Annotated in this window: 15 protein-coding genes; 6 read left to right on the top strand and 9 right to left on the bottom strand. The window is 56.6% G+C overall.

Features of this window, described 5'->3' with window-relative positions; genetic code table 11:
- Window positions 1-145: 145 nt before the first annotated feature.
- The gene (gene rep / locus DEU53_RS17640) at window positions 146-2,167 is read right to left on the bottom strand and encodes a DNA helicase Rep (protein ID WP_101763778.1); all 2,022 of its coding nucleotides are present in this window, start codon (window positions 2,165-2,167) and stop codon (window positions 146-148) included.
- A 72-nt stretch (window positions 2,168-2,239) separates the two neighbouring features.
- On the opposite strand from rep, the gene ppiC reads away from it, so the two are divergent.
- The gene (gene ppiC, locus DEU53_RS17635) at window positions 2,240-2,521 is read left to right on the top strand and encodes a peptidylprolyl isomerase PpiC (RefSeq protein ID WP_008105734.1); all 282 of its coding nucleotides are present in this window, start codon (window positions 2,240-2,242) and stop codon (window positions 2,519-2,521) included.
- Here the strand turns inward: ppiC and DEU53_RS17630 are convergent, their stop codons facing one another.
- Both DEU53_RS17630 and pdeH read right to left on the bottom strand, forming a co-directional pair.
- Window positions 2,522-4,582 carry an AsmA family protein gene (locus DEU53_RS17630; RefSeq protein ID WP_110867907.1) on the bottom strand — a complete coding sequence of 687 codons (2,061 nt, stop codon included), beginning with the start codon at window positions 4,580-4,582 and terminating at the stop codon, window positions 2,522-2,524.
- Window positions 4,583-4,643: 61 nt separating this feature from the next.
- Window positions 4,644-5,417: a cyclic-guanylate-specific phosphodiesterase gene (gene pdeH / locus DEU53_RS17625; RefSeq protein WP_101763780.1), complete on the bottom strand. Its 774-nt coding sequence runs from the start codon at window positions 5,415-5,417 to the stop codon at window positions 4,644-4,646.
- A 282-nt stretch (window positions 5,418-5,699) separates the two neighbouring features.
- Here pdeH and DEU53_RS17620 point away from each other — a divergent pair, with 282 nt between their 5' ends.
- Both DEU53_RS17620 and DEU53_RS17615 read left to right on the top strand, forming a co-directional pair.
- Window positions 5,700-6,629 carry a sugar kinase gene (locus tag DEU53_RS17620; RefSeq protein WP_110867906.1) on the top strand — a complete coding sequence of 310 codons (930 nt, stop codon included), beginning with the start codon at window positions 5,700-5,702 and terminating at the stop codon, window positions 6,627-6,629.
- 398 nt (window positions 6,630-7,027) lie between these two features.
- On the top strand, window positions 7,028-7,900 hold the full coding sequence (locus DEU53_RS17615) for an alpha/beta hydrolase (protein WP_101763782.1): 873 nt from the start codon (window positions 7,028-7,030) through the stop codon (window positions 7,898-7,900).
- Window positions 7,901-7,903: 3 nt separating this feature from the next.
- Here the strand turns inward: DEU53_RS17615 and DEU53_RS17610 are convergent, their stop codons facing one another.
- The 6 genes from DEU53_RS17610 to bcsE form a co-directional block, all read right to left on the bottom strand.
- Window positions 7,904-9,412, bottom strand: coding sequence for a pitrilysin family protein (locus DEU53_RS17610; protein ID WP_101763783.1), 1,509 nt, complete (start codon window positions 9,410-9,412; stop codon window positions 7,904-7,906).
- Between the two features lie 245 nt (window positions 9,413-9,657).
- Window positions 9,658-10,938 carry a dicarboxylate/amino acid:cation symporter gene (locus tag DEU53_RS17600; protein ID WP_101763784.1) on the bottom strand — a complete coding sequence of 427 codons (1,281 nt, stop codon included), beginning with the start codon at window positions 10,936-10,938 and terminating at the stop codon, window positions 9,658-9,660.
- Between the two features lie 228 nt (window positions 10,939-11,166).
- A complete protein-coding gene (hmsP, locus tag DEU53_RS17595; RefSeq protein ID WP_206098225.1) occupies window positions 11,167-13,179 on the bottom strand; it encodes a biofilm formation regulator HmsP in 2,013 nt (670 codons plus the stop codon).
- 540 nt (window positions 13,180-13,719) lie between these two features.
- Window positions 13,720-15,351: a cellulose biosynthesis protein BcsG gene (gene bcsG / locus DEU53_RS17590; protein ID WP_110867905.1), complete on the bottom strand. Its 1,632-nt coding sequence runs from the start codon at window positions 15,349-15,351 to the stop codon at window positions 13,720-13,722.
- Complete coding sequence (locus tag DEU53_RS17585; protein WP_101763786.1) at window positions 15,344-15,532, bottom strand: cellulose biosynthesis protein BcsF; 189 nt, start codon at window positions 15,530-15,532, stop codon at window positions 15,344-15,346. The genes bcsG and DEU53_RS17585 overlap by 8 nt, the downstream gene beginning before the upstream one ends.
- A complete protein-coding gene (bcsE, locus tag DEU53_RS17580; RefSeq protein ID WP_110867904.1) occupies window positions 15,529-17,079 on the bottom strand; it encodes a cellulose biosynthesis protein BcsE in 1,551 nt (516 codons plus the stop codon). The genes DEU53_RS17585 and bcsE overlap by 4 nt, the downstream gene beginning before the upstream one ends.
- Before the next feature lie 195 nt (window positions 17,080-17,274).
- Here bcsE and bcsR point away from each other — a divergent pair, with 195 nt between their 5' ends.
- The 3 genes from bcsR to bcsA are packed head-to-tail and all read left to right on the top strand — an operon-like array spanning window position 17,275 to window position 20,800.
- Window positions 17,275-17,469 carry a cellulose biosynthesis protein BcsR gene (bcsR, locus tag DEU53_RS17575; protein ID WP_101763788.1) on the top strand — a complete coding sequence of 65 codons (195 nt, stop codon included), beginning with the start codon at window positions 17,275-17,277 and terminating at the stop codon, window positions 17,467-17,469.
- Complete coding sequence (bcsQ, locus tag DEU53_RS17570; RefSeq protein ID WP_110867903.1) at window positions 17,469-18,200, top strand: cellulose biosynthesis protein BcsQ; 732 nt, start codon at window positions 17,469-17,471, stop codon at window positions 18,198-18,200. The genes bcsR and bcsQ overlap by 1 nt, the downstream gene beginning before the upstream one ends.
- Complete coding sequence (gene bcsA / locus DEU53_RS17565) at window positions 18,197-20,800, top strand: UDP-forming cellulose synthase catalytic subunit (protein ID WP_110867902.1); 2,604 nt, start codon at window positions 18,197-18,199, stop codon at window positions 20,798-20,800. The genes bcsQ and bcsA overlap by 4 nt, the downstream gene beginning before the upstream one ends.
- Window positions 20,801-20,814 lie beyond the last annotated feature (14 nt).

Here is a 20,814-nt window from a genome sequence, read left to right as displayed (position 1 = left end):
GGCTGTCCCCCATCCCGACCTTCCCCCGCCCGCGGGGGAAGGAGATGCTGCCACATGCAGCTCCATCACTAACATGTGGCAGCATCTTCCTCCCCCATTCATGGGGGAGGACCGAGGAGGGGGACTACGACCACTAACCGGGAACTCAACCTTTCTTCGCATTCTCCAGCATCGCTCTCAATCCAGCGACGCGCGTCTGCCCGGTCTTCACGCGCTCTTCGGCGCTCACCACTTTTTTCTCGCGCTCCCACACCACATCGTCCTGCGGCAACTCCAGCAGGAAGCGACTCGGTTCCGGGCGCATCAGCTCGCCATACTGGCGGCGTTCCCGGCACAGCGTAAAGGTCAGCTCTTTCTGCGCTCGCGTAATCCCCACGTAAGCCAGACGCCGCTCTTCCTCGATGTTGTTCTCATCGATGCTGCTCTGGTGCGGCAATAACCCCTCTTCCATGCCAACCAGATAGACATACGGGAACTCCAGCCCTTTTGAGGCGTGCAACGTCATCAGCTGCACCTGATCGAGCTCCTCGTCGCTTTCACCGCGCTCCATCATGTCGCGCAGCGTAAAGCGCGTCACCACCTGCGCCAGCGTCATCGGCTCGTTCAGCTCATCGCCTTCCAGCATCTCGGTCATCCACTGGAACAGCAGGTTAACGTTCTTCATGCGCATCTCAGCGGCTTTCGGGCTGGGCGAGGTTTCAAACAGCCAGCTTTCGTAGTCGATGCAGCGAATCAGGTCGCGCACCGCATTCACTGGCTCGCGTTCGGTCAGCTGGACGATTTCACTCAGCCAGTGCGTAAAGCGCTGCAGATGCTCCAGCCCGCGCCCGCTCAGCGTTTGCTCCAGCCCCATATCGAAGCTGGCGTTGTACAGACTTTTATTGCGCAGGTTGGCCCATTCGCCCAGCTTCTGCAGCGTTGCCGGACCAATCTCCCGGCGCGGCGTATTCACGATACGCAGAAACGCGCTGTCATCTTCCTGATTGGTCAGCACGCGCAGATAAGCCAGCAAATCTTTGATTTCCGGACGTGAAAAGAACGACGTGCCGCCCGAGATACGATACGGAATACGGTTCTGCATCAGCTGCTTCTCGAACACGCGCGACTGATGATTGCCGCGATAAAGAATGGCGTAATCTTTGTAGGCGGTTTTGTTGATGAAGTGATGCGCGATCAATTCGCCCGCTACGCGTTCCGCTTCGTGGTCTTCGTTATTCGCGCTCAGTACCTTCAGCTCGCTGCCCTGCCCCAACTCTGAGAACAGGCGCTTCTCAAATACGTGCGGATTGTTGGCGATAAGGATGTTGGCCGATTTCAGGATGCGCTGCGTCGAGCGATAATTTTGCTCCAGCTTCACCACTTCCAGCGCCGGGAAATCCTGCTGCAGCAGCACCAGGTTTTGCGGACGCGCGCCACGCCACGAGTAAATTGACTGATCGTCATCGCCCACCACGGTAAAGCGCGCGCGCGCACCCACCAGCAGCTTCACCAGCTCATATTGGCTGGTGTTGGTGTCCTGATACTCATCCACCAGCAGATAGCGGATGCGCTGCTGCCAGCGTTCGCGCACTTCCTGATTGCGCTGCAGCAGTAGCGTGGGCAGCGCGATTAAGTCGTCGAAATCCAGCACGTTGCAGGATTTCAGGTGTTGGTCATACAGCTGATAACAGTGAGCAAAAATCTGGTCGCGCTGCGATTGCGCCAAACCCGCGGCGCCCTGCGGATCGACCAGATCGTTCTTCCAGTTGGAGATGGTGGAAATTAGCTGCTGTAACAGCGTCTTGTCCTCTTCCAGCCACTGTTTGGTCAGGTCTTTAAGCAAGGCCAGCTGATCCTGATCGTCGAACAGCGAGAAGCTGGCTTTCATTCCCAGCGCCTTGTATTCGCGTTTAATGATCTCCAGTCCCAGCGTATGAAAGGTGGAAATCATCAGGCCGCGTGCCTCTTTACGCCCCAACGTCTGCGCCACGCGCTCTTTCATCTCGCGCGAGGCTTTATTGGTAAAGGTTACGGCGGCGATATGGCGCGCCTGATAGCCACATTCGCGGATCAGGTGGGCGATTTTGTTGGTGATCACGCGGGTTTTACCCGAGCCAGCACCGGCCAGCACCAGACAAGGACCGGTGACAAATTCGACAGCTCGTTGTTGGCCGGGGTTTAAACGCATAACGGAATTCGCTCAGTTTAATCAAAAGAAAGGAGGTTATAATGGCCGGATTATACACATTAGGACTTCATCATGGCGAAAACCGCGGCGGCTTTACATATCCTCGTGAAAGAGGAAGCGCAGGCCAAATCCCTGCTGGCGCAACTTGAGAAAGGGGCGAACTTCCAGCAGCTGGCAAAGAAACACTCTACCTGCCCATCCGGACGCAACGGCGGTGATTTGGGTGAGTTCCGTAAAGGACAAATGGTACCGGCATTTGATAAGGCGGTCTTCTCCTGTCCGCTGCTACAGCCTTACGGACCGGTGAAAACCGCCTTTGGTTACCACATCATCAAAGTGCTGTGGCGTAACTGATCACTTCTGATTCTTCATCTGCTGCAGCACATTACTGCACTGATTGTCGTCAGTATCGCTAGGCGAAATCAGTGCGATCAACGCGGCGGCGGGAGCAACCACCGCACCGAGCGCCACCGCTGCGGCACCGCGTGCAATCAGCGGTCCGGCTTTCACCCCAGCATCCGGATTTTTAAAGGTGCCGCGCACATACAGCGGCGAACGCAGCGTGATGATGCGAATCCCTTTACTCTCCGGATTGATCGACAGGTCCATGCGTTCATTCGCGAAGTTGACGTTGCCGGTCACGTTGATCACCGCATTCTCGGTATCCAGCAGGAACAGTTTCGGCGTCGCTAAGCCTTGACGAATATTCATATCGGTCGCCGCGCAGTTGATCCTCACTTCATCATCGCCGAACAGCTTACCCACCACATAGTTACCGACGTTCAGTCCGGCAATCTCCATCAGGCTGCGGCTGATCAGGCCATCATTCATCAGTAGCTTCAGTTCGCCATTGCTGGTGCCGAGCAGATCCGCCACCGAATTGCCGGTGCCGCTCAGCGAGGCATCGCCGTTGAGCTGGCCCAAACTGTTCTGCATCGCCGTAACATCCGGGAACAGCTGACGCAGACGCAGCTTACGCGCGTGCAAATCGGCGCGTCCGCGCATCGGGCTGCGATCGCCCTCCAGATGAATGGTGGAGTTGATGCTGCCGCCGGCCATACCGAAGCGCAGCGGATCGAGCAGCAGGTCGCCGTTTTTTAGCTGCAGATGCGTATAGAGATCGCTGAGCGGCAGCTTGCTGCTGTGTTCGATGCGTTTGCCGCTGAACTTCACATCCGCGTCCATCACGTCCCAGCTCTTGGTATCAAACTTGTCGTGTGGCAACACGCGATCGGCGGGCTGCGATGAGGCTTCGCCGCGCTGCGCTTTGGCCTGCTGCGTTTTCTCGCTGCCTTTGCCGGAGTTGACGCCAATCAGCGGCCCCAAATCTTCCATCCGCAGCTGGTTCGAGGTCAATTCACCGGTCAGCGTTGGACGCGGTTTGCCCTGACGATAGGTGAGCGAGCCGTGAATATCGCTGTCGCCGATGTGGCCGTTAAACTTCTCGTAGCGGAATAGCGGCCCTTTCGCCTCATTGAAACGCGCAATCAAATGGCCGTCAGTTTCATAGGGCGGCGTATCGGGCAGCAGCACGCCGGTCAGGCCATACAGATTGGCCAGCGTATCGCCCGCGAAGCGCAGACGCACATCAAGTCCGCCAAGATTGAGCGGATCCTGCAAGGTACCGTCAATACGTACACGCGTGGTGCCATTACGCACATCCACCTGCAGCGGGAACGGCGTGGTTTTACTGCGCAGCGATAGCATGCCGCCAATTTTGCCGTCGCCATCCAGCTTCTGATTGTTGTAGGTGCCGTTCGCCTGCCAGCCAAAGACAAAATCACCCGCGCCTTTCTGCTGATCGTCACCGCCCGCCACTTGGGCGTAGGGCACCGGTTTGCCCAGCGGATTGATGGTCACTGTGACATCGGCTTTATTGACGGCGTCGCGATAGCGCACTTGTCCCTGATCGAACAGGATGTTGTCGAGGCGGAAGGACCAGGCAGAAGGCGCGGCGTTAGCATCGCTGTTCTGGCTGCTGGCGAGATCAAAGGTCCAGTTATTCTTCTTATCTGCGGTTTGCACCAGCCGTGCATCCGGCTTTTGCATCTTGATCCACGGCAGGTAGATCTGCTGATGCAGCAGCGCCAGCGGTGCAATGGTGGCTTCAACCCGCTGCAGATGCACCATGGTGACATCAGGAATAGAGGGCGGATTGCCGAGCATCACATCATCGGCATGCACCTGCGGCCACGGCACCCAGCTGCGCCAGCCAGGTTCTTCACGGTTGCGAACCCAGGCCACGCCGAGATCGCCGCGAATCGCGAAAGGTCGGTTCAGTTCGGCTGAAACTTTTTGATTAATCGTTGGTTTCAAGCGGTTCCAGTCAAAGGTGGCGATGAGCACCACAATCACTACAACCAATAACAAAAAAATCCCGAACACCCAGCTCAGGATCTTTCGAGTACGTGACATATTGCTTCCTCCTTGCCCTTCCACGTCTGACTAAGGATAGTCGAGACGCCGCGGAACGGGATCAGGGAAGCTCAAGAGCCATACGTTCCAGCTCGCTAAACGGCACCGGGCGCGAGAAGAAGTAGCCCTGCGCCGCCATCGCTGGCGAGCTACGCACCTGTTGCCACTCCTCTTCGGTTTCCACGCCTTCAACGATGACGCCGTTGCAGTAACGGTTAATCAACGCCAGCAGCATCGAGAACATCGAGCGGCCTTCATCGCTGGCGCGCAGCAGCATAAACAGCTCGCGCGAGAGTTTGATGTAGTCGTAACGCAGCTCGGTCAGCGCGGAGAAGTTCGCCATGCCAGAGCCAAAATCATCCAGCCACAGCGGCCCGAGTTCCGGCATCTTCGCCACCATCTCTTCCTGCGGCAGCGCATGATGCTCCGTTAGCTCGAAGCGCACCCACGGCAGCTGCGCAATCAGCGTGCGAATCGACTCATGCTTCTCAATCTCCATCAGCGTTGGACCGTCGATATTAACCGACGCCACCAGCTGACGCTGATTGAAAAACGCTGACCATGTTATCAGCAGCTCGAGTTGTTCCTGGACGACACCAAGCCGCTGCGCGATAGTCAGTGCTTCAAAATAGTCTTCGGGCGACAGCCTTTTTTCTGGCGCGGAGGGATGGGTAACCGCCGTCAGTAATTCAATAGCCAGCATGCGGCCTGAGACCTGGTAAATCGGCTGGAAAGTATAGAATCGTTGGCACTGCTGCCAGAAGAGACGCGTTTCCTGTTGTTGCTCCAATTCATTTGAAACAGGCAGCCGATGACTCAAATTCTTCATCACCATGGTTTTTTCCTGGTTGGTGTTGAGTGCCTGCAAATAGCATCTCAGCGGCAAGTATCGGCGATCGCCGGGATAACTTTATCAATCTCGTTAGTCCCATGAAGAGTTGAGTGTAACAGCGTGCTTCGCACTTAATCGGCAAAACAAAACGCGCTTTGGCCGCTAAATCACCGTGGCGCAGGCGGTTTGCTGCCTTAAGTTAAATCAAAACATCGTTTTAAAAACCATTGACGACTGCCATACCAGACGCGAGACTAAGGCAGAATTCACTACAGGCTGAAGACCATGACGCAGAAGAAAATCGCTATTATTGGCGAATGCATGATTGAGCTGTCCGAGAAAGGTGAGAACATCAAACGCGGTTTTGGCGGCGATACGCTGAACACGGCGGTGTATCTGGCGCGTCAGTCAAATAAACAGCTGCGTGTCGATTATGTCACCGCACTCGGCACCGACAGTTTCAGTGACCAGATGATCGCCGCCTGGCAGCAGGAAAATGTCGAAACCGCGCTGGTTCAGCGCCTCGACAATAAAATGCCGGGTTTGTACTTCATCGAAACCGACGACCACGGCGAGCGGACCTTCTGGTACTGGCGCAACGACGCCGCCGCCCGTTTCTGGCTGGACAGCGCGCAAGCGGACGCGATTTGCCAGCAGCTGGCGCACTATGATTATCTCTATTTGAGCGGCATCAGCCTGGCGATTCTGCCTGCGACCAGTCGCGAAAAACTGATGACGCTGCTTAGCGCCTGTCGTCAGAACGGTGGCAAGGTGATTTTCGATAACAACTATCGTCCGCGTCTGTGGGCCGATAAAGCCAGCGCTCAGCAGGCGTATGCCGAGATGCTGCGTCATACCGACATGGCATTTCTGACGCTCGACGACGAAGATTTGCTGTGGGGCGAGCAGCCGCTGGATGCGGTGATTGCTCGCACACGCGCTGCGGGCGTGCAGGAAATTGCCATCAAACGCGGTGCGGACTCCTGTCTGGTGGCGGTTGGCGATGAGCCGCTGCGCGAGGTCGCCGCCATCAAGCTGGCGAAAGAGAAAGTGATCGATACCACCGCGGCTGGCGACTCCTTCAGCGCTGGTTATCTGGCGGTGCGTTTAGCCGGAGGAAGCGCCGAAGATGCCGCCGCACGCGGTCATCTCACCGCCAGCACGGTGATCCAGTATCGCGGGGCGATTATCCCCCTCAGCGCGATGCCGAAATGACTTAACCACCTGCACCAACCGTAGCGGCGCAATTGATTGCGCGATGAATCGCGCCGCTACAAATCTCTGCGCCATTCATTACCTGTGCTAACCAACCCGCCCGCGCAGTTTGCCTTAACGCAGCATTTTTCCCTGCCAATTTCCGCTAACGACCTGACTCATCCACTTCTGTAACAAAAACGGTATTACTTCTTCACTCGCGCTAATCAGATCGATTTAAATTCAATGTGTTATGGCAGGAAATCTGGCCGCCAGGCATAGTCCGAAACTGGCGAAATCGGCGGTTTTCGGCTGGACGCCAGCAGCAAAAAAGACCATGTTTTAATCAACAACAGCAGGACGCTGTTACTCCGGCCGCGAAAAAAATAACGACAACATGACTCGCTCAGGACTGACTTATGCACACAGAAATCATCAATATCTGGCCACACGGTGATGCGCCAGGCGCGAGCGATTCGCGCGCTCAGCCGCAGATCGTCGATCTCGCCAAAGAGTATGAACCTTATGACCGCGCCGCCACCGGCGTGCGCTGCCCGGAAATTGCCATCTGGCATCCGGAAACCTCGAACGGCATCACGCTGCTGGTGGCGCCGGGCGGCGGTTATCAGCGGGTATTGATCGACCGCGAAGGCAGCGCGCTTGCCACTTTCTTCACGTCAATGGGCTACACGCTGGCGGTGATGACGTATCGCCTGCCGTATGACGGTCACCATGAAGGTCCAGACGCGCCGCTGGCCGATGCGCAGCGTGCGGTGCGCGTGCTGCGTGAACGTGCGCAGCGCGGGCTGAACGGCAAATATATCGTGATGATGGGCTTCTCGGCGGGTGGACACGTTGCCGCCAGCCTCGGCACCCGCTTTGGCGAGAAACTCTATCCGGTGCAGGATCAAGCCGACAGCTTCACACCGCGCCCGGATGCGATGGTGCTGCTCTATCCGGTGATCAGCATGCGTGAAGGTCTGGCGCATGAAGGTGCACGCACCCGCTTGCTCGGCGCATGGCCGGATCAGAAGATGGTTGATGCTTATTCGCTGGAGACGCGCGTGCACGCACACACGCCACCGACGCTGCTGATTCACGCGTCCGATGATGAATCGGTTTCGGTGAACAACAGCATGGTGTTCTTCAGCGCGCTGCGTGAGCACAAAGTGCCGGTGGAGATTCACTTCTACCAGAAAGGCGGCCACGGATTTGGTATCCGTGGCGTGGCAGATTTACCGCTCGCCAGTTGGCCGATGCTGGTAACCGAGTGGCTACGTGCTAAGACCTAATGTTTAGGATGATGGCGCGGTCTGATCCGCCGCGCCTGCGCTGTTATCCGGTTTCACTTCTTCCGGACTCGCGGGTACCGCTGGCGGTTCGGGTAGCTTCATCACTTTATCCCAGCTTTCCTGCAGCATCTTCACGTTGGTCTCAGCTTCACCCTGCGGCTGAATCAGCACCATGGTCAGCTCCTGCGACAGTTGCTGGCGCAGTTCCTGATTTAGCTGGTCGCGCGTCATTTCGCTGAGGAAGGTTTGACGCAGCTTCTGATACTGCTCAGGCGCAATGTCCACCACCGCGTTTTGCTGCGAGCGCAGACGCTGGCCCATCAGAATATCGGTGTCGGTGCGGGCGTATGTGGCAAACAGCTTGTTGAGCTCCAGCAGCTTCTGCGCCATCAGCGCATCAAACTCTTCCTGCGGTAACCCTTTGTCGCGCACCGCCGCCAGCTCTTTCGCCACCTGATTCATATTCTGCGGCAAAGAGGCATTCGGGCTGTCCATGTTGATCGAGCACTGCGCACGTTGATAGAGCACGCGGCAATCGAAGCCAACCTGCACGCTTTGCGCTTTGCTGTCAGCCAGCGCGCGCTGCACATGCCAGAACAGCGCTTCACGCGCTAAATCGCTCTGCCAGTAGCGCTGCAAGTTCTGCGAATCACGAATCGGCTGCCATGCGGTGTCCCACACCAGCGACAGGCGATCCTGATTCATGCCGCCATTCACCAGATTCACCGGCTGATGCGGCAGCGGTGACAGCGTCGGTAGCGCGGCAGGTGCAACACGCTTACCTTTCAGCGGCGCAAAAGCTTTGTTGATCTGCTCCGCCATGCTGCGGCTATCGACGTTACCTACTACGTACAGCGTCATGCCGTCGGGCGTGTACCACTGCTGATAGAAGCTGTTGAGCTGTGCGATATCCACCGGCGCGCGCGGTTGCTCGCCGGGATCGTGCGCCAGCATCGCCGAGCCTTTCAGGCGATAGCGCCACCACACATCCTGCGTATTGGCAGGCCAGGTGGCAATCGGATCGGTCGCCATTAATGCGGTAGAAACCACCTGCTCATTAATCGTCATTTTCCCGGCGGTCGCCGCCAGCCAGCTGAGCGCTTCTTTCAGCAGATCAGGGCGGTTGTTCGGCAAGCTCAGGTTGTATTGGGTGTAATCGTACGACGAAATAGCGGGTGGCAGCGGACGTTGCGGATCCATGGCTTGCTGCCACAGCGCACGTTGCTGATTGGTGTCCAGCGTGGCGTTATGCACCATCGCTAAACGCGGTAAAAGATGGCTATAGCCGGTTTGTTGCGCACTCTCCACCAGCGAACCGGTGTTAACAATCAGGCGCAGCTCAATACGATCGCTTGGACGTTGTGGTGTGGTTAGCAGCTGCCAGCTAAAACCATTGTCCAGTTTGCCTTCCTGCCAGGCGGGATCGGGTTGGAGCGTCTCGGCGTGCACGCCAAAACCGGACGCTGCCAGTAGCAATCCGCCAACCAAAAGCCGAATTCTGGTGCCCTGCATGTGAACCCCTACTCAAACAGATCAACGCTCGTTAGCGCGGCATGTTCGGTCACATCTGGGGTGACCGGCGCGGCATTGTGCCGCCACGTTTATTTAATAACAGACTCTTTGACCACGAGAAGGTCAGGATGTCGCGCAACGAGGCAAAAAATCGGGAAAAAAATCAATGGGGTTTATTATGCAAATGCCCGCTGTCAGGGCAAGCGACAGCGGGCATTTCTCGGCAAATTAACGCAAATAGCAGGTTATGCGGCGGTTTCTGGTGCGTTATTCACCTTTTTCCCGGCAGAAAGCGTCGCATTCAGTTGTTTCTCATCCAGTTGGCCGACCCACTTCGCCACCACGATGGTCGCCACGCCGTTGCCCACCAGATTGGTCAGCGCACGCGCTTCGGACATAAAGCGGTCGATACCGAGAATCAGCGCCAGACCCGCAACCGGTAAATGTCCCACCGCTGACAAGGTCGCCGCCAGCACGATAAAGCCACTGCCGGTTACACCCGCTGCGCCTTTCGAGGAGAGCAGCAGCACCACTAACAGCGTGATTTGGTGGAACACGTCCATATGCGCGTTGGTCGCCTGAGCGATAAACACCGCCGCCATGGTGAGGTAAATCGAGGTGCCATCCAGGTTGAAGGAGTAGCCGGTTGGAATCACCAGCCCCACCACCGATTTCTTACAGCCCAGCTTCTCCATCTTATCCAGCATGCGCGGCAGCGCAGACTCGGAAGATGACGTGCCCAGCACAATCAGCAGCTCTTCTTTGATGTAGGCGACAAATTTAAAGATGTTGAAGCCAGCGAAGCGTGCAATCAGCCCCAACACCACCACCACGAACAGCACGCAGGTGATATAGAAGCAGATGATCAGCTGCCCCAACTGAACCAGCGAGCCGACGCCATATTTACCGATGGTGAAGGCCATCGCCCCGAAGGCACCGATTGGCGCGAGACGCATAATCATGTTGATCACGCCGAAGATCACTTTCGAGAAGCTCTCAATGACGTTGAACATCACGGTGCCGGCGCTGCCCAGGCGATGCAGGGCGAAGCCGAACAGGATAGCGAACAGCAGCACTTGCAGAATGTTGCCGCTGGCAAAGGCACCAATGACGCTATTCGGGATCACATCCAGCAGGAAGGCGACCACACCTTGCTGCTCCGCCTGCTGCGCGTAAACCGCGACTGCTTTAGCATCCAGCGTGGCTGGATCAACGTTCATGCCCACGCCAGGCTGCACCACGTTAACCACCACCAAACCGATGATCAGCGCGATGGTGCTGACCACTTCAAAGTACAGCAGCGCCACTGCGCCCGTACGTCCAACGGCTTTCATGCTCTCCATGCCGGCAATACCGGTCACCACCGTACAGAAAATCACGGGGGCGATGATCATCTTGATCAACTTAACGAAACCATCGCCAAGCGGCTTCATTTGCGCGCCTAACTCAGGATAGAAGTGGCCCAACAGGACGCCGATGCCGATGGCAACCAGTACCTGAAAATAGAGGCTTTTTAAGATTTTCATAACAGGTGTCCAGTAAGACGGTTCGCACCGCCATTGTTGTGGAGAACGCATGCGGCAAGCCGCCAGAAGCGTAAAACCTTACCGATGGCGAGGAAAATAACACCCTGTTAACAAGATTAATATCCCCTACTATTCCTTACAAAAGTTACAAAACTCTAACTATGAACTGAAACGCTTCAGCACAGCGCTTCGCTACAATTTTGTAAGGAAAATCAATAACCAAGGTGATTATTCAGGGAGTTGCGAGCTATTGAGCCAGCGTTGATTAAAGACGTGGAGCGGCAGCGCTTCAGCGTATAAGTAGCCTTGCCCTATAGTAATTCCGCGCGCCAGCAGCCAGTCGCGCTGCTCGGCGGTTTCCACACCTTCGGCGATGACGTCGAGGTGAATGATGTCGGCAATCGCCGCCACGATGCGCACCATGGTGTCGTCATCCGGCAGCGCGGCGACGAAGCTGCGATCCATTTTCAGCTTATTTACCGGCAGCGCTTTGAACTGATGCAGATAGTTGAGGTTGGAGTAGCCCATTCCGAAATCATCGAGCGCTACCGCCACGCCGGTTTGCTGCAGCAAGCGCAGTAGCGCAATCGCCTGTTCGGCATCGCCAATCTGCGCGGTTTCGGTGATTTCCAATACGAAGTTGCCCGGCGCGATGCGATGGCGCTCCAGCAAGCCCTGCAAATGGCTGACCATGCTGGCATCACGCAGCTGCACCGCCGAGATATTGACGCTGAGCGGGATGTTAATGCCCTGCTTCTGCCAGCCGGCCAGAATGCGGCAGGCTTCTTCAAACACCCAGCGGCCAATGGCCGAGATCACGCCAATCTCTTCGGCGCTGGCAATAAACTCTTCCGATAATCCGTAGCTGCCATCCGGCATGCGCATGCGCAACAGCGCTTCGGCACCGGCCAGCTCGCCGGTTTCCATATTGATTTGTGGCTGCAGATAGAGGGCAAACTGCTCGTCCTGCAGACCTTGCAAGATGTCGTGTTCCTGCGTTAAACGCTTTTGCGCCCGCTCGGTGAGCGCCGGATCGAAGAACAGAATCTGGTTTTTGCCCTGATGCCGCGCCGACATCATCGCCGAGGTGGCGCGATCGAGCTGTTCGCTGGCCGAGATGCTGCTCTCTTCGTGCAGCGCCAGGCCAATGCTCGCGTTCGGACGCAGCTGCAGCTGTTGCAGGTTCACCGGCTGATTAATGCGAATCATCAGGTTGCGCGCCAGACGCATGGCGCGGAACGGATTGTGCGCGCGCTTCATCAGCAAGGCGAAGTCGCTGGGCCCGGTTTGCGCCAGCAGTGAGTGATCGTCAACGGTGCTGCGAATCTTCTCCACCAGCGTCAGCATCAGCGTATCGCGCTGCTCATCGCTCAGCACGCCGTTGGCTTCCTGCAGCGTTTCAATGCGAATCACCATCAAGCCCCACGCCTGACGATTGTGGCGATGACTGATGTGCTGTTCGAGCAGCGCAAGGAACAGCGCGCGATTGGGCAGATCCGTAACGGCAAAATGCGTGGTCATGCGGCTCATTTCGTCGTGAATCGACTCCAGCACCTGCTGGTTGCGGTTATAGCTGCGGATCAACATGCCGATTTCATCATCGCGATGATTATTCGGCAGCTTCATTTTGTGGGTCAGAATCGCCTGCGGCGGCAGCTCCTGTAAATCACGCGAAAGATCGCGCAGCGGATGCACAATCAAGCGGTTGATACACCAGCTAATGGCGATCGAGAGAATCAGCGCCAGCAGCAGGTAGGTGGTGATCATGGTGGATAACGTGCTGAGCAGGAACTGATAGACGCGGGAGGAATCAGCCTGTAGCACCAGATAGGCAATCGGCTTCGGCAAACCGGAACGCTCCACGGAATAGAGCGGCAGCGTGATTTGTACCGGCAGCTCAAACAGGCGTGCGACCCAGCGCGGCACCGGTTTTTCCGGAGCAAAATCGGCGTGCAGCGCCTGGAAGGCATTTGGCAACACCACATCGGCGCGCGATAAAATACCGGCCGGTTTCAGGGTATTAAGGATGCGTTCGGCTTGCGGAATATCGGCTTTGAGTACCGCTTCGGAGAGTGGCTGACGCACGGTGTGCGCCACATTTTCCATTTGCTGGGCGTAGTCAATCCTGCGCTGCTGCACAAAGTGAAAGAGCTGGATGACAATAAAGATGCAGATGGTCACCATCGCCACGGCGGAAACCGTCGCCATCTGCTTTATCGTTAGAGAACGACTGACGCGCAACAAAACTTCTCCAGGCCACCAAAGGCGTGTAATGAGATGAAATTCGCAGCGAGTATATCCCAGGTCACGCGTTTTTTTCGCCGGGATAAAGGCGAAAAATAAGCAAGTTTGGTTATTTATGAAGTGATTCGGAATTATGCAGGTTTTGACGCGCATTCAAGCGCGCCTGGCCGTCATGGATGACAACCCCATGAGATTTGTAGCGATTGCGAGTGAAAAATACGCGTTAATGCTGCAGCGCGGGTGTTGAGGCGACATCCCGAGCCGCTGAGCGAATGAGGGATTCCAGGGCGAGCCGCATGGATGCGGCGAGAGGTGGCGCTGAGCAGGAGCGAATCGCCACCGGTCCGTCAGGAATCGTGAATGAGTGAAGGCACCGCGAAGCGGCGGGTTGGGCTGGCGCAAGGCCCGGGAGTGCAGAGGGCGCGGCCAGGCGTCCTCTGCTCGGTCGCCGCACGTAGGTGCTGCAACTGCCTCAGCACATGGCGAACGAAAGTCGCTCCGCGCTTAACTGAGCGGCATCACACCATTAATGGCGCCCTACTGCGGATACGGCACCCAATCGCCGCCGTTGAGGCGGATCCACGGTTTACCCTGATACATCATCACCACCGCGTTATCGTTCTCAGACACCACCGGCGTCTGCGGCAAATTATCGGTCAGCACTGACATATTAACGTTCGGCGCGTTAAATACCTGGCCATCCACCACGCGCGACACGATTTCCGAGATCGCCATCAGGCTGGTAGGCGTCTCCACGCTAAGCGGCTGGCCCTGATGCGGTGCTTTCATGCCAACAAACTTAATGCCGACCGGCACATGGGTAATATCCGGACTGGGGATATCACGCAATCCTGACATCTGCATCTTGTCGCCCTGCAGCGCCGCGCCGTGTTCCGGCACCACCAGCACCATCACGCGACGGCCCGACTTCTCCAGATTGGTCAGGAAGGCATCGAGCTGATCAAACAGCACTTTGGCGCGCGGCTGCCAGTCTGCGCTGCGCGTACTGCCCAACTCGCGCGTACCGTCATGCAGCGGAATCAGATTATAGAAGGTGGCGGAGCGCGCATCGCTGCTCTTGGTGCGGTCGTCAAGCCAGCGCTGCATCAGCTGCGCATCATTAAATACCGGCGAGCCATCAAATGACGTCACCTCCGGCGAGATGCCCGCCTGCGACATCAGCGGCGCCTGCAGATTGCCCTCTTCGCGTAGCTCTTTGAGATAGTTACCAAACACGCCGGTGTGATCCATCATCAACTGCTGTTTAAAGCCCAGCTTCGCCAAATTATCAAACAGATAGCAACGCTGATCGGTGGCTTTGTACAGATCGCTGTGCGAGCTCTGGCCGCAGCTGGCGCGCAGCAGACGAATCCCCGCCGGGCCGCTGTAACCGGTGGCAGAGTTGTAGTTGTTAAGCAGAATATCGAAGTGCTGCCACAGCGGATGATTACGCAGCTGCGCGACGTTCAAATCCGACCACGACAGCGAACAGATGTTGATCACCAGAATATCGAACGGCTGCGAATCAGCTGGCAAGGCGTCCGGGAAATGGGTTGCACGCTGGCGCTCGGCGTCGTAAAAACGGTTGAGCCACGCGGTGAGGTTGGCGCTGGTTGGCGGCGCGGATTGATCGAGGCCATCTGGCGCTTTCGCCGCTGGCGTATCGTTGAGCTTCACCGTCGGCGTGGCGGCGCTGTTCGGCAGTAAATTCATTGCCGGTCCGGCGATCGTCAGCACGTTGAGCCAGATCAGCATCAGCGACACCAGCACGGTGACGCGAATCCACTGCGCGATAAACAGATACAGCACCAGCAGTACAAAGCCCGCGCCAATCATCTCCCAGTTGATAAAGCGATTGGCAAGATCGAGCAGATAGCTGGGCGAGAAGCCTGCCAGCTGGCTGCCCTGGCTCATAATCGAATTGAGTCCCGGCAGCCAGGTATCGTGCCAGAACAGCGCAACGCCAATTGGCAGCGAAATCCACTGACGCAAGCGATGCAGCCGCACGCCCGGCAGCGGGAACAGCAGCCACGCCAGAAACACCAGGTTACTTAGCGCGTGAAAATTAAGGTAGCCGTACCACAGCAGCGCAAATTTAATCAGGAAGTAAAAGTTCCAGCCGCCGAGGCCGCGCCACCACGAACCGTGCATTGTGAATCTGTTATTCATGTTTATCCGTTTTATGGGTTTTGCGTTGCCACTGTCCTTCTGATCTCAATGCGCGCGTCGGCAGCAAACGCAGCAGCGGATTAGAGCCGCTACGCGCTCGTCCGCGCCCAAACAGTGATGTCAGGAACAGCAAAATCAATAACAGCAGGATCGCCACCTGCACCCAATCCATCAGCGTCATTGGTGGCTTACTCCATCGAGGTTGAGGGTAATCGGCTGCGGCGTTTGTGCCCCGCGCTCAGGCGCGGCGGTTTGCGTGCTGACTGGCGCAGCGGCCAGCGGCGTGGCCTGCCGGTCGCGCTGTGCCACCGGCGTCAGCTGACGAATTTTGTCCGCCTCCGACACGATCTGATTGTCTTCAAACCAGACGATACGATTGCTAAACAGCTCGTCGTGCGGCAGCGAGAAGATCGACTTCAGCGCGATATCCAAATCATTGAATCGGCATGAAGAGAGGAACAGATAGATGCGGTCATTCACCAGCGTCACCAAATCGCCGAAGCGGCGCGGTTTACACAGCGTCAGAATCTGTTCGGGTTTCAGCTGCGGCACCGCGCGCAGCGCCACCAACAAGCCTTTGTCATTTTCCGGCAGCAGCGTATTGCTCATCAACTGCTGCACCGCCGCGCAAAAGGCATCCAGCGGTAAAAAGCCTTTCTGCTGTAGCGGCTGCAGCGCCTGCATCAGGGCATTGAGATTGGCAGGCACATGGCGCGAGAACTGCTGCCCCTGAATCCCTTCCAGCGTGGTAAGAAAGCGCGACAGGCTGGCTGCAGTCGGCACAATGGCATTCACGCCGCAGGCCAGCAGCAAACGCTCATCACTGTATCGTAGCGTGGTACTGATTTCGCGCACCACAATCTTGAGCGCGCTACCGCGTGAGCGACGCAAACTATGGACCATCGTTGCTAAAGAATTAATGTCTTGATTATGAACCAGACTAAAGATGACCGTGGCGGCATTCGCCTGCTGCGCACGCGAGAACACGCTTTCATTATCGCTAAACAATTGCCACTGCGCCGAAAGCGGCGGCGCGCCTTCCAGCACACCTTCCTGAGCAAGGAATTGGTTTTCATCATTGCGGCTTAAGGGAATATTTTGTTCCGCTTGATTAACGGCAATAAATTGATTATCGACATAACTCAAACGGATAGCGCGGTCGGCCAGTAATTTATCTGCCGCATACCACCAGTTAATTCGATAATGCCAACTGTCCTGCTGAAACTCCAAATGTGCGAGACCATCAAGCTGGCGAAAATAACCTTGCAGATGATTACGCAGGTGAATTATTGACGTACCGGAGGTGATCATTAACAACGTAATTTGTTTTTTAGATAACAAACGGCGCATGCGCTTAAGCCAGAAGGTTAACTCATCGGGCGATAATTTTCCCCACAGCGCGGCATTACTATAAAAAATCACCAGGCCACTGCGACTATTCAGCACACGGGAAAAATCACTTTCCAGCTGCTTTAGGCTGCGTTTATTAGCCGGCAGTGAAAATAACGGCATACGCGCTGGACCGCCGATGGGATCGGGCGTCAAAAGCGCCTGCGGTTTCTCATCCGCACTGATGAGCGTAGCCGCCTTTTGTTGGCTAACTACCTGACGCAGCAGCGTTCGCGCATCTTCCTGACGCTGGCTGGTAATCCAGTAAAACCCCGGATTCTGCAGAGTATTTAATTCCTGCTGAATCTGCTGCAGGCCAAGCGCATAATGTTTTTTCATATTTGATTCGCGATCGATACAATCCAGGCTAGTTTAATCGAGACAGCCGCAATTGGAACGGGTGAAATAAAAAATAGCGTATTAGCGCAAATCATATTGATCTGTGGATAGCATTTGTCTTTACTTCAGGTTTAAACTTTACAAAAAATAAAACCACAATTCATCCGTTGTCGATTTTTTGGTGGCAAAAAAATAATGAAAACAGAGAATGCATTTTCGCTGAATGCGACTAGCAGCGAAGAGCACGATGACATTACTGCCTTAAGTGATGCCTTTTCCCTTAAGGCATTTCGCTACATTGATATTGCCCGCGAAGCGCGACTGAATACCATTATGACGCGCTGGCCATTGCTGCGTGAAATAAGCGCCGCACAGGAGTCAGAACGTTAATGCCTGTTATTGCATTACAAGGATTACGTGGCGGTTGTGGCGCTACCTCGCTGAGCGCCGCACTCGGCTGGGCGTTTAACGCGCTGCAGCAATCGGTGCTGGTTATCGATTTTTCCCCGGTAAATCAGCTAGCTGTCCACTTTAATATGCCGCTCGACCGCGCTCAGGGCTGGGCGCCCGCGCTGCTCGAACAGCAAGCGTGGCAGCAGTGCGCTCAGCGCTATCAGGCAGGGCTGGATTTTCTGCCGTTTGGCGCACTCACGTCGCAACAGTACGCCAGCATCAGCGCTATCAACGCAGAATTTGCCGCACCGCTGCTACACGCGCTACCGGCCCTGAAATCGCACTACAACTGGATTATTTTCGACATGCCAGCGGATCTGTTGCCGTGGCAGCGATCCCTGGTTACCGCGGCCGATCGTCTGCTGCAGGTGCTAACGCTGGATGCCAACTGTCAGTTGCGTCTGCATCACGCGCGTTTTCCTGCGCACACGCTGTTTCTGATCAACCAGTTCAACGCCAACAGCCAGCTACAGCAGGATCTGCATCAGCTGTGGATCAACTCACTGAAAAACCTGATTCCCCAAGTGATTCACCGCGATGAAGCGCTGGCGGAAGCGCTGATGATGAAACAGCCGGTGGGCGAATATCGGCCGCATGCGCTGGCCAGCGAAGAGATCAACACCCTGGCTAACTGGCTGCTGCTGCATGTGCCGGGAGGCGCGGCGTGAATCCATTACGCTGGCTGCTGATGCCGCAAGCGTGGCAGGCGCTGCAACGCCGCGCTCAGCTGGCGCATCAGCATGGCGCGGGCCGTTTCACCATCGCGCTGCATTTAATGTGGTGCGTACTCGCGTGGTCGCTGTTGCGGCTGGAAACACCGGGATGGCAGCGCATCCTGCAACATCGTCAACGTTACTACCCGCAAATTTCGCCGCTGCGCCCACGTCCGCTTGACCCGCTGCGCTATGCACTGCAAAGCCTGTGGCTGATGCTGGTATTGCCGCTGGATAAACGCACGCGTAAAAGTTTCAGCGTCAAACCGCTGTTCCGCTGGCGCGAGCCGCTCTATCAGTGGCTCGGTGCGCTGCCGGCACGGCTGGAACGAAACCGGTTCTCCCAGCGCAGCGAACAACGTATTCAGTCGCTGCCCGCGTGGTTGCGGCAGCTGCTGTTTATCGTGGCAGCGATTGTCGCCAGCCTGCTGGCGCTGCTGTGCATCTCGCAGCCCTTCGGCATCACTACGCAGTTTGTCTTCGTGCTGCTGTTATGGGGATTGGCGATGCTGGTGCGTCGCGTGCCGGGCCGCTTGTCCACCATCATGCTGATCGTGTTATCGCTGACGATTTCCTGCCGTTATCTGTGGTGGCGCTACACCGAAACTCTCAACTGGGATGACCCGATCAGCCTGACGTTTGGTCTGCTGCTGATAGGTGCGGAAACCTATGCGTGGGCGGTATTAGTGCTGGGTTATTTCCAGACGCTGTGGCCACTCAATCGTCAGCCGGTCTCGATGCCGCCGGAAATAACCTCGTGGCCGAGCGTCGATATTCTGGTACCGACCTACAATGAACCGCTGAGCGTCGTGAAACCGACCCTCTACGCGGCGATGGGCATCGACTGGCCGCAGGACAAGCTCAATATATACCTGCTGGACGACGGCTCGCGCGAAGAGTTCCGCGAGTTTGCCGCCAGCGTCGGCGTCAATTACGTGGTGCGTCCCACCCACGAACACGCCAAAGCGGGCAACATCAACCATGCTTTGAAAGCCGTGTGCCGCAGCGAATATGTTGCCATTTTTGACTGCGACCATGTGCCGACGCGCTCGTTCCTGCAGCTGACGATGGGCTGGTTCCTGAAAGATCATCGGCTGGCGATGCTGCAAACGCCGCACCACTTCTTCTCACCCGATCCGTTTGAACGTAACCTCGGTCGTTTCCGCCAGACGCCTAACGAAGGCTCGCTATTTTACGGTTTGGTGCAGGATGGCAACGATACCTGGGATGCGGCGTTCTTCTGCGGCTCTTGCGCCATATTGCGCCGAACTGCGCTGGATCAGATCGGCGGCATTGCGGTAGAAACCGTCACCGAAGATGCGCACACCTCGCTGCGTCTGCATCGCCAGGGTTACACCTCGGCATATATTCGTATTCCGCAGGCTGCGGGTCTGGCCACCGAGAGTTTGTCCGCGCATATCGGTCAGCGTATCCGCTGGGCGCGCGGTATGGTGCAGATTTTCCGCCTCGATAACCCGCTGTTCGGTAAAGGATTAAAGCTGGTGCAGCGCCTGTGTTACGCCAACGCCATGCTGCACTTTCTCGCCGGGATTCCGCGTCTGATCTTCCTGCTGGCACCGCTGGCGTTTCTGCTGTTCCACGCCTACATCATCTACGCGCCCGCGCTGGCGATCGCCATCTACGTGTTGCCGCACATGCTGCACACCAGTTTGACCAACTCGCGCATTCAGGGCCGCTGGCGACATTCGTTCTGGAGCGAAGTGTATGAAACTGTGCTGGCGTGGTACATCGCGCGGCCAACCACGGTGGCGCTGTTTAATCCGCACAAAGGCAAATTCAACGTTACCGCCAAAGGTGGTTTGGTGGCTGAACGTCATCTCGATTGGGTGATTACCAAGCCGTACATGATGCTGGTGCTGCTGAATATCGCCGGTATTGGCATGGCCTTCTGGCGCATGGCGTACGGTCCGGCCAACGAAATGCTCACCATTTGGGTCAGTTTGGTGTGGGTGATTTACAACATGATTATCCTCGGCGGCGCGGTGGCGGTATCGGTTGAAGCGCGCCAGATCCGCGAAGCGCATCGTGTGGAAATCGCCATGCCTGCCGCCATCGCGCGTGAAGATGGACACATGGTGCCGTGCACCCTGCGTGACTATTCCGACGGCGGCGTGGGCGTTGAGCTGCGCGAAGCCGATGCGCTGAAAGAGGACGAAACCGTGTCGCTGCTGCTGCGCCGTGGTCAGCAAGAGTTCAGCTTCCCGTGTCAGGTGCAGCGCGTGTTTGGCCGTCGCGCCGGGATTCGCCTGCATCAACTCACGACGCGCCAACACATTGAATTTATTCAGTGCACCTTCGCTCGCGCCGATACCTGGGCGCTGTGGCAGGACGGATTCCCGGAAGATAAACCGGTGCAAAGTCTGGCCGACATTATGGTGCTGGGTTTTAAAGGCTATCTGCGTCTGGCCGAGTATGGACCTGCGCCGCTGCGCCGCTTATTCCGTGGCCTCACCGCGTTGGTGAGTTGGCTGGCGACACTGCTACCGCAGCGTATTGACCGCCAGCCTGCGACGATCAAAGCCGATTTTACTTAAGTTGATGATATGAC

The sequence above is a fragment of the Pantoea sp. AG1095 genome, assembly GCF_003208415.1.
In the GTDB taxonomy this organism is placed as follows: domain Bacteria; phylum Pseudomonadota; class Gammaproteobacteria; order Enterobacterales; family Enterobacteriaceae; genus Pantoea; species Pantoea leporis.
The sequence above is the reverse complement of the archived record's forward strand: the minus strand, read 5'-3'. Positions and strand labels throughout refer to the sequence as shown.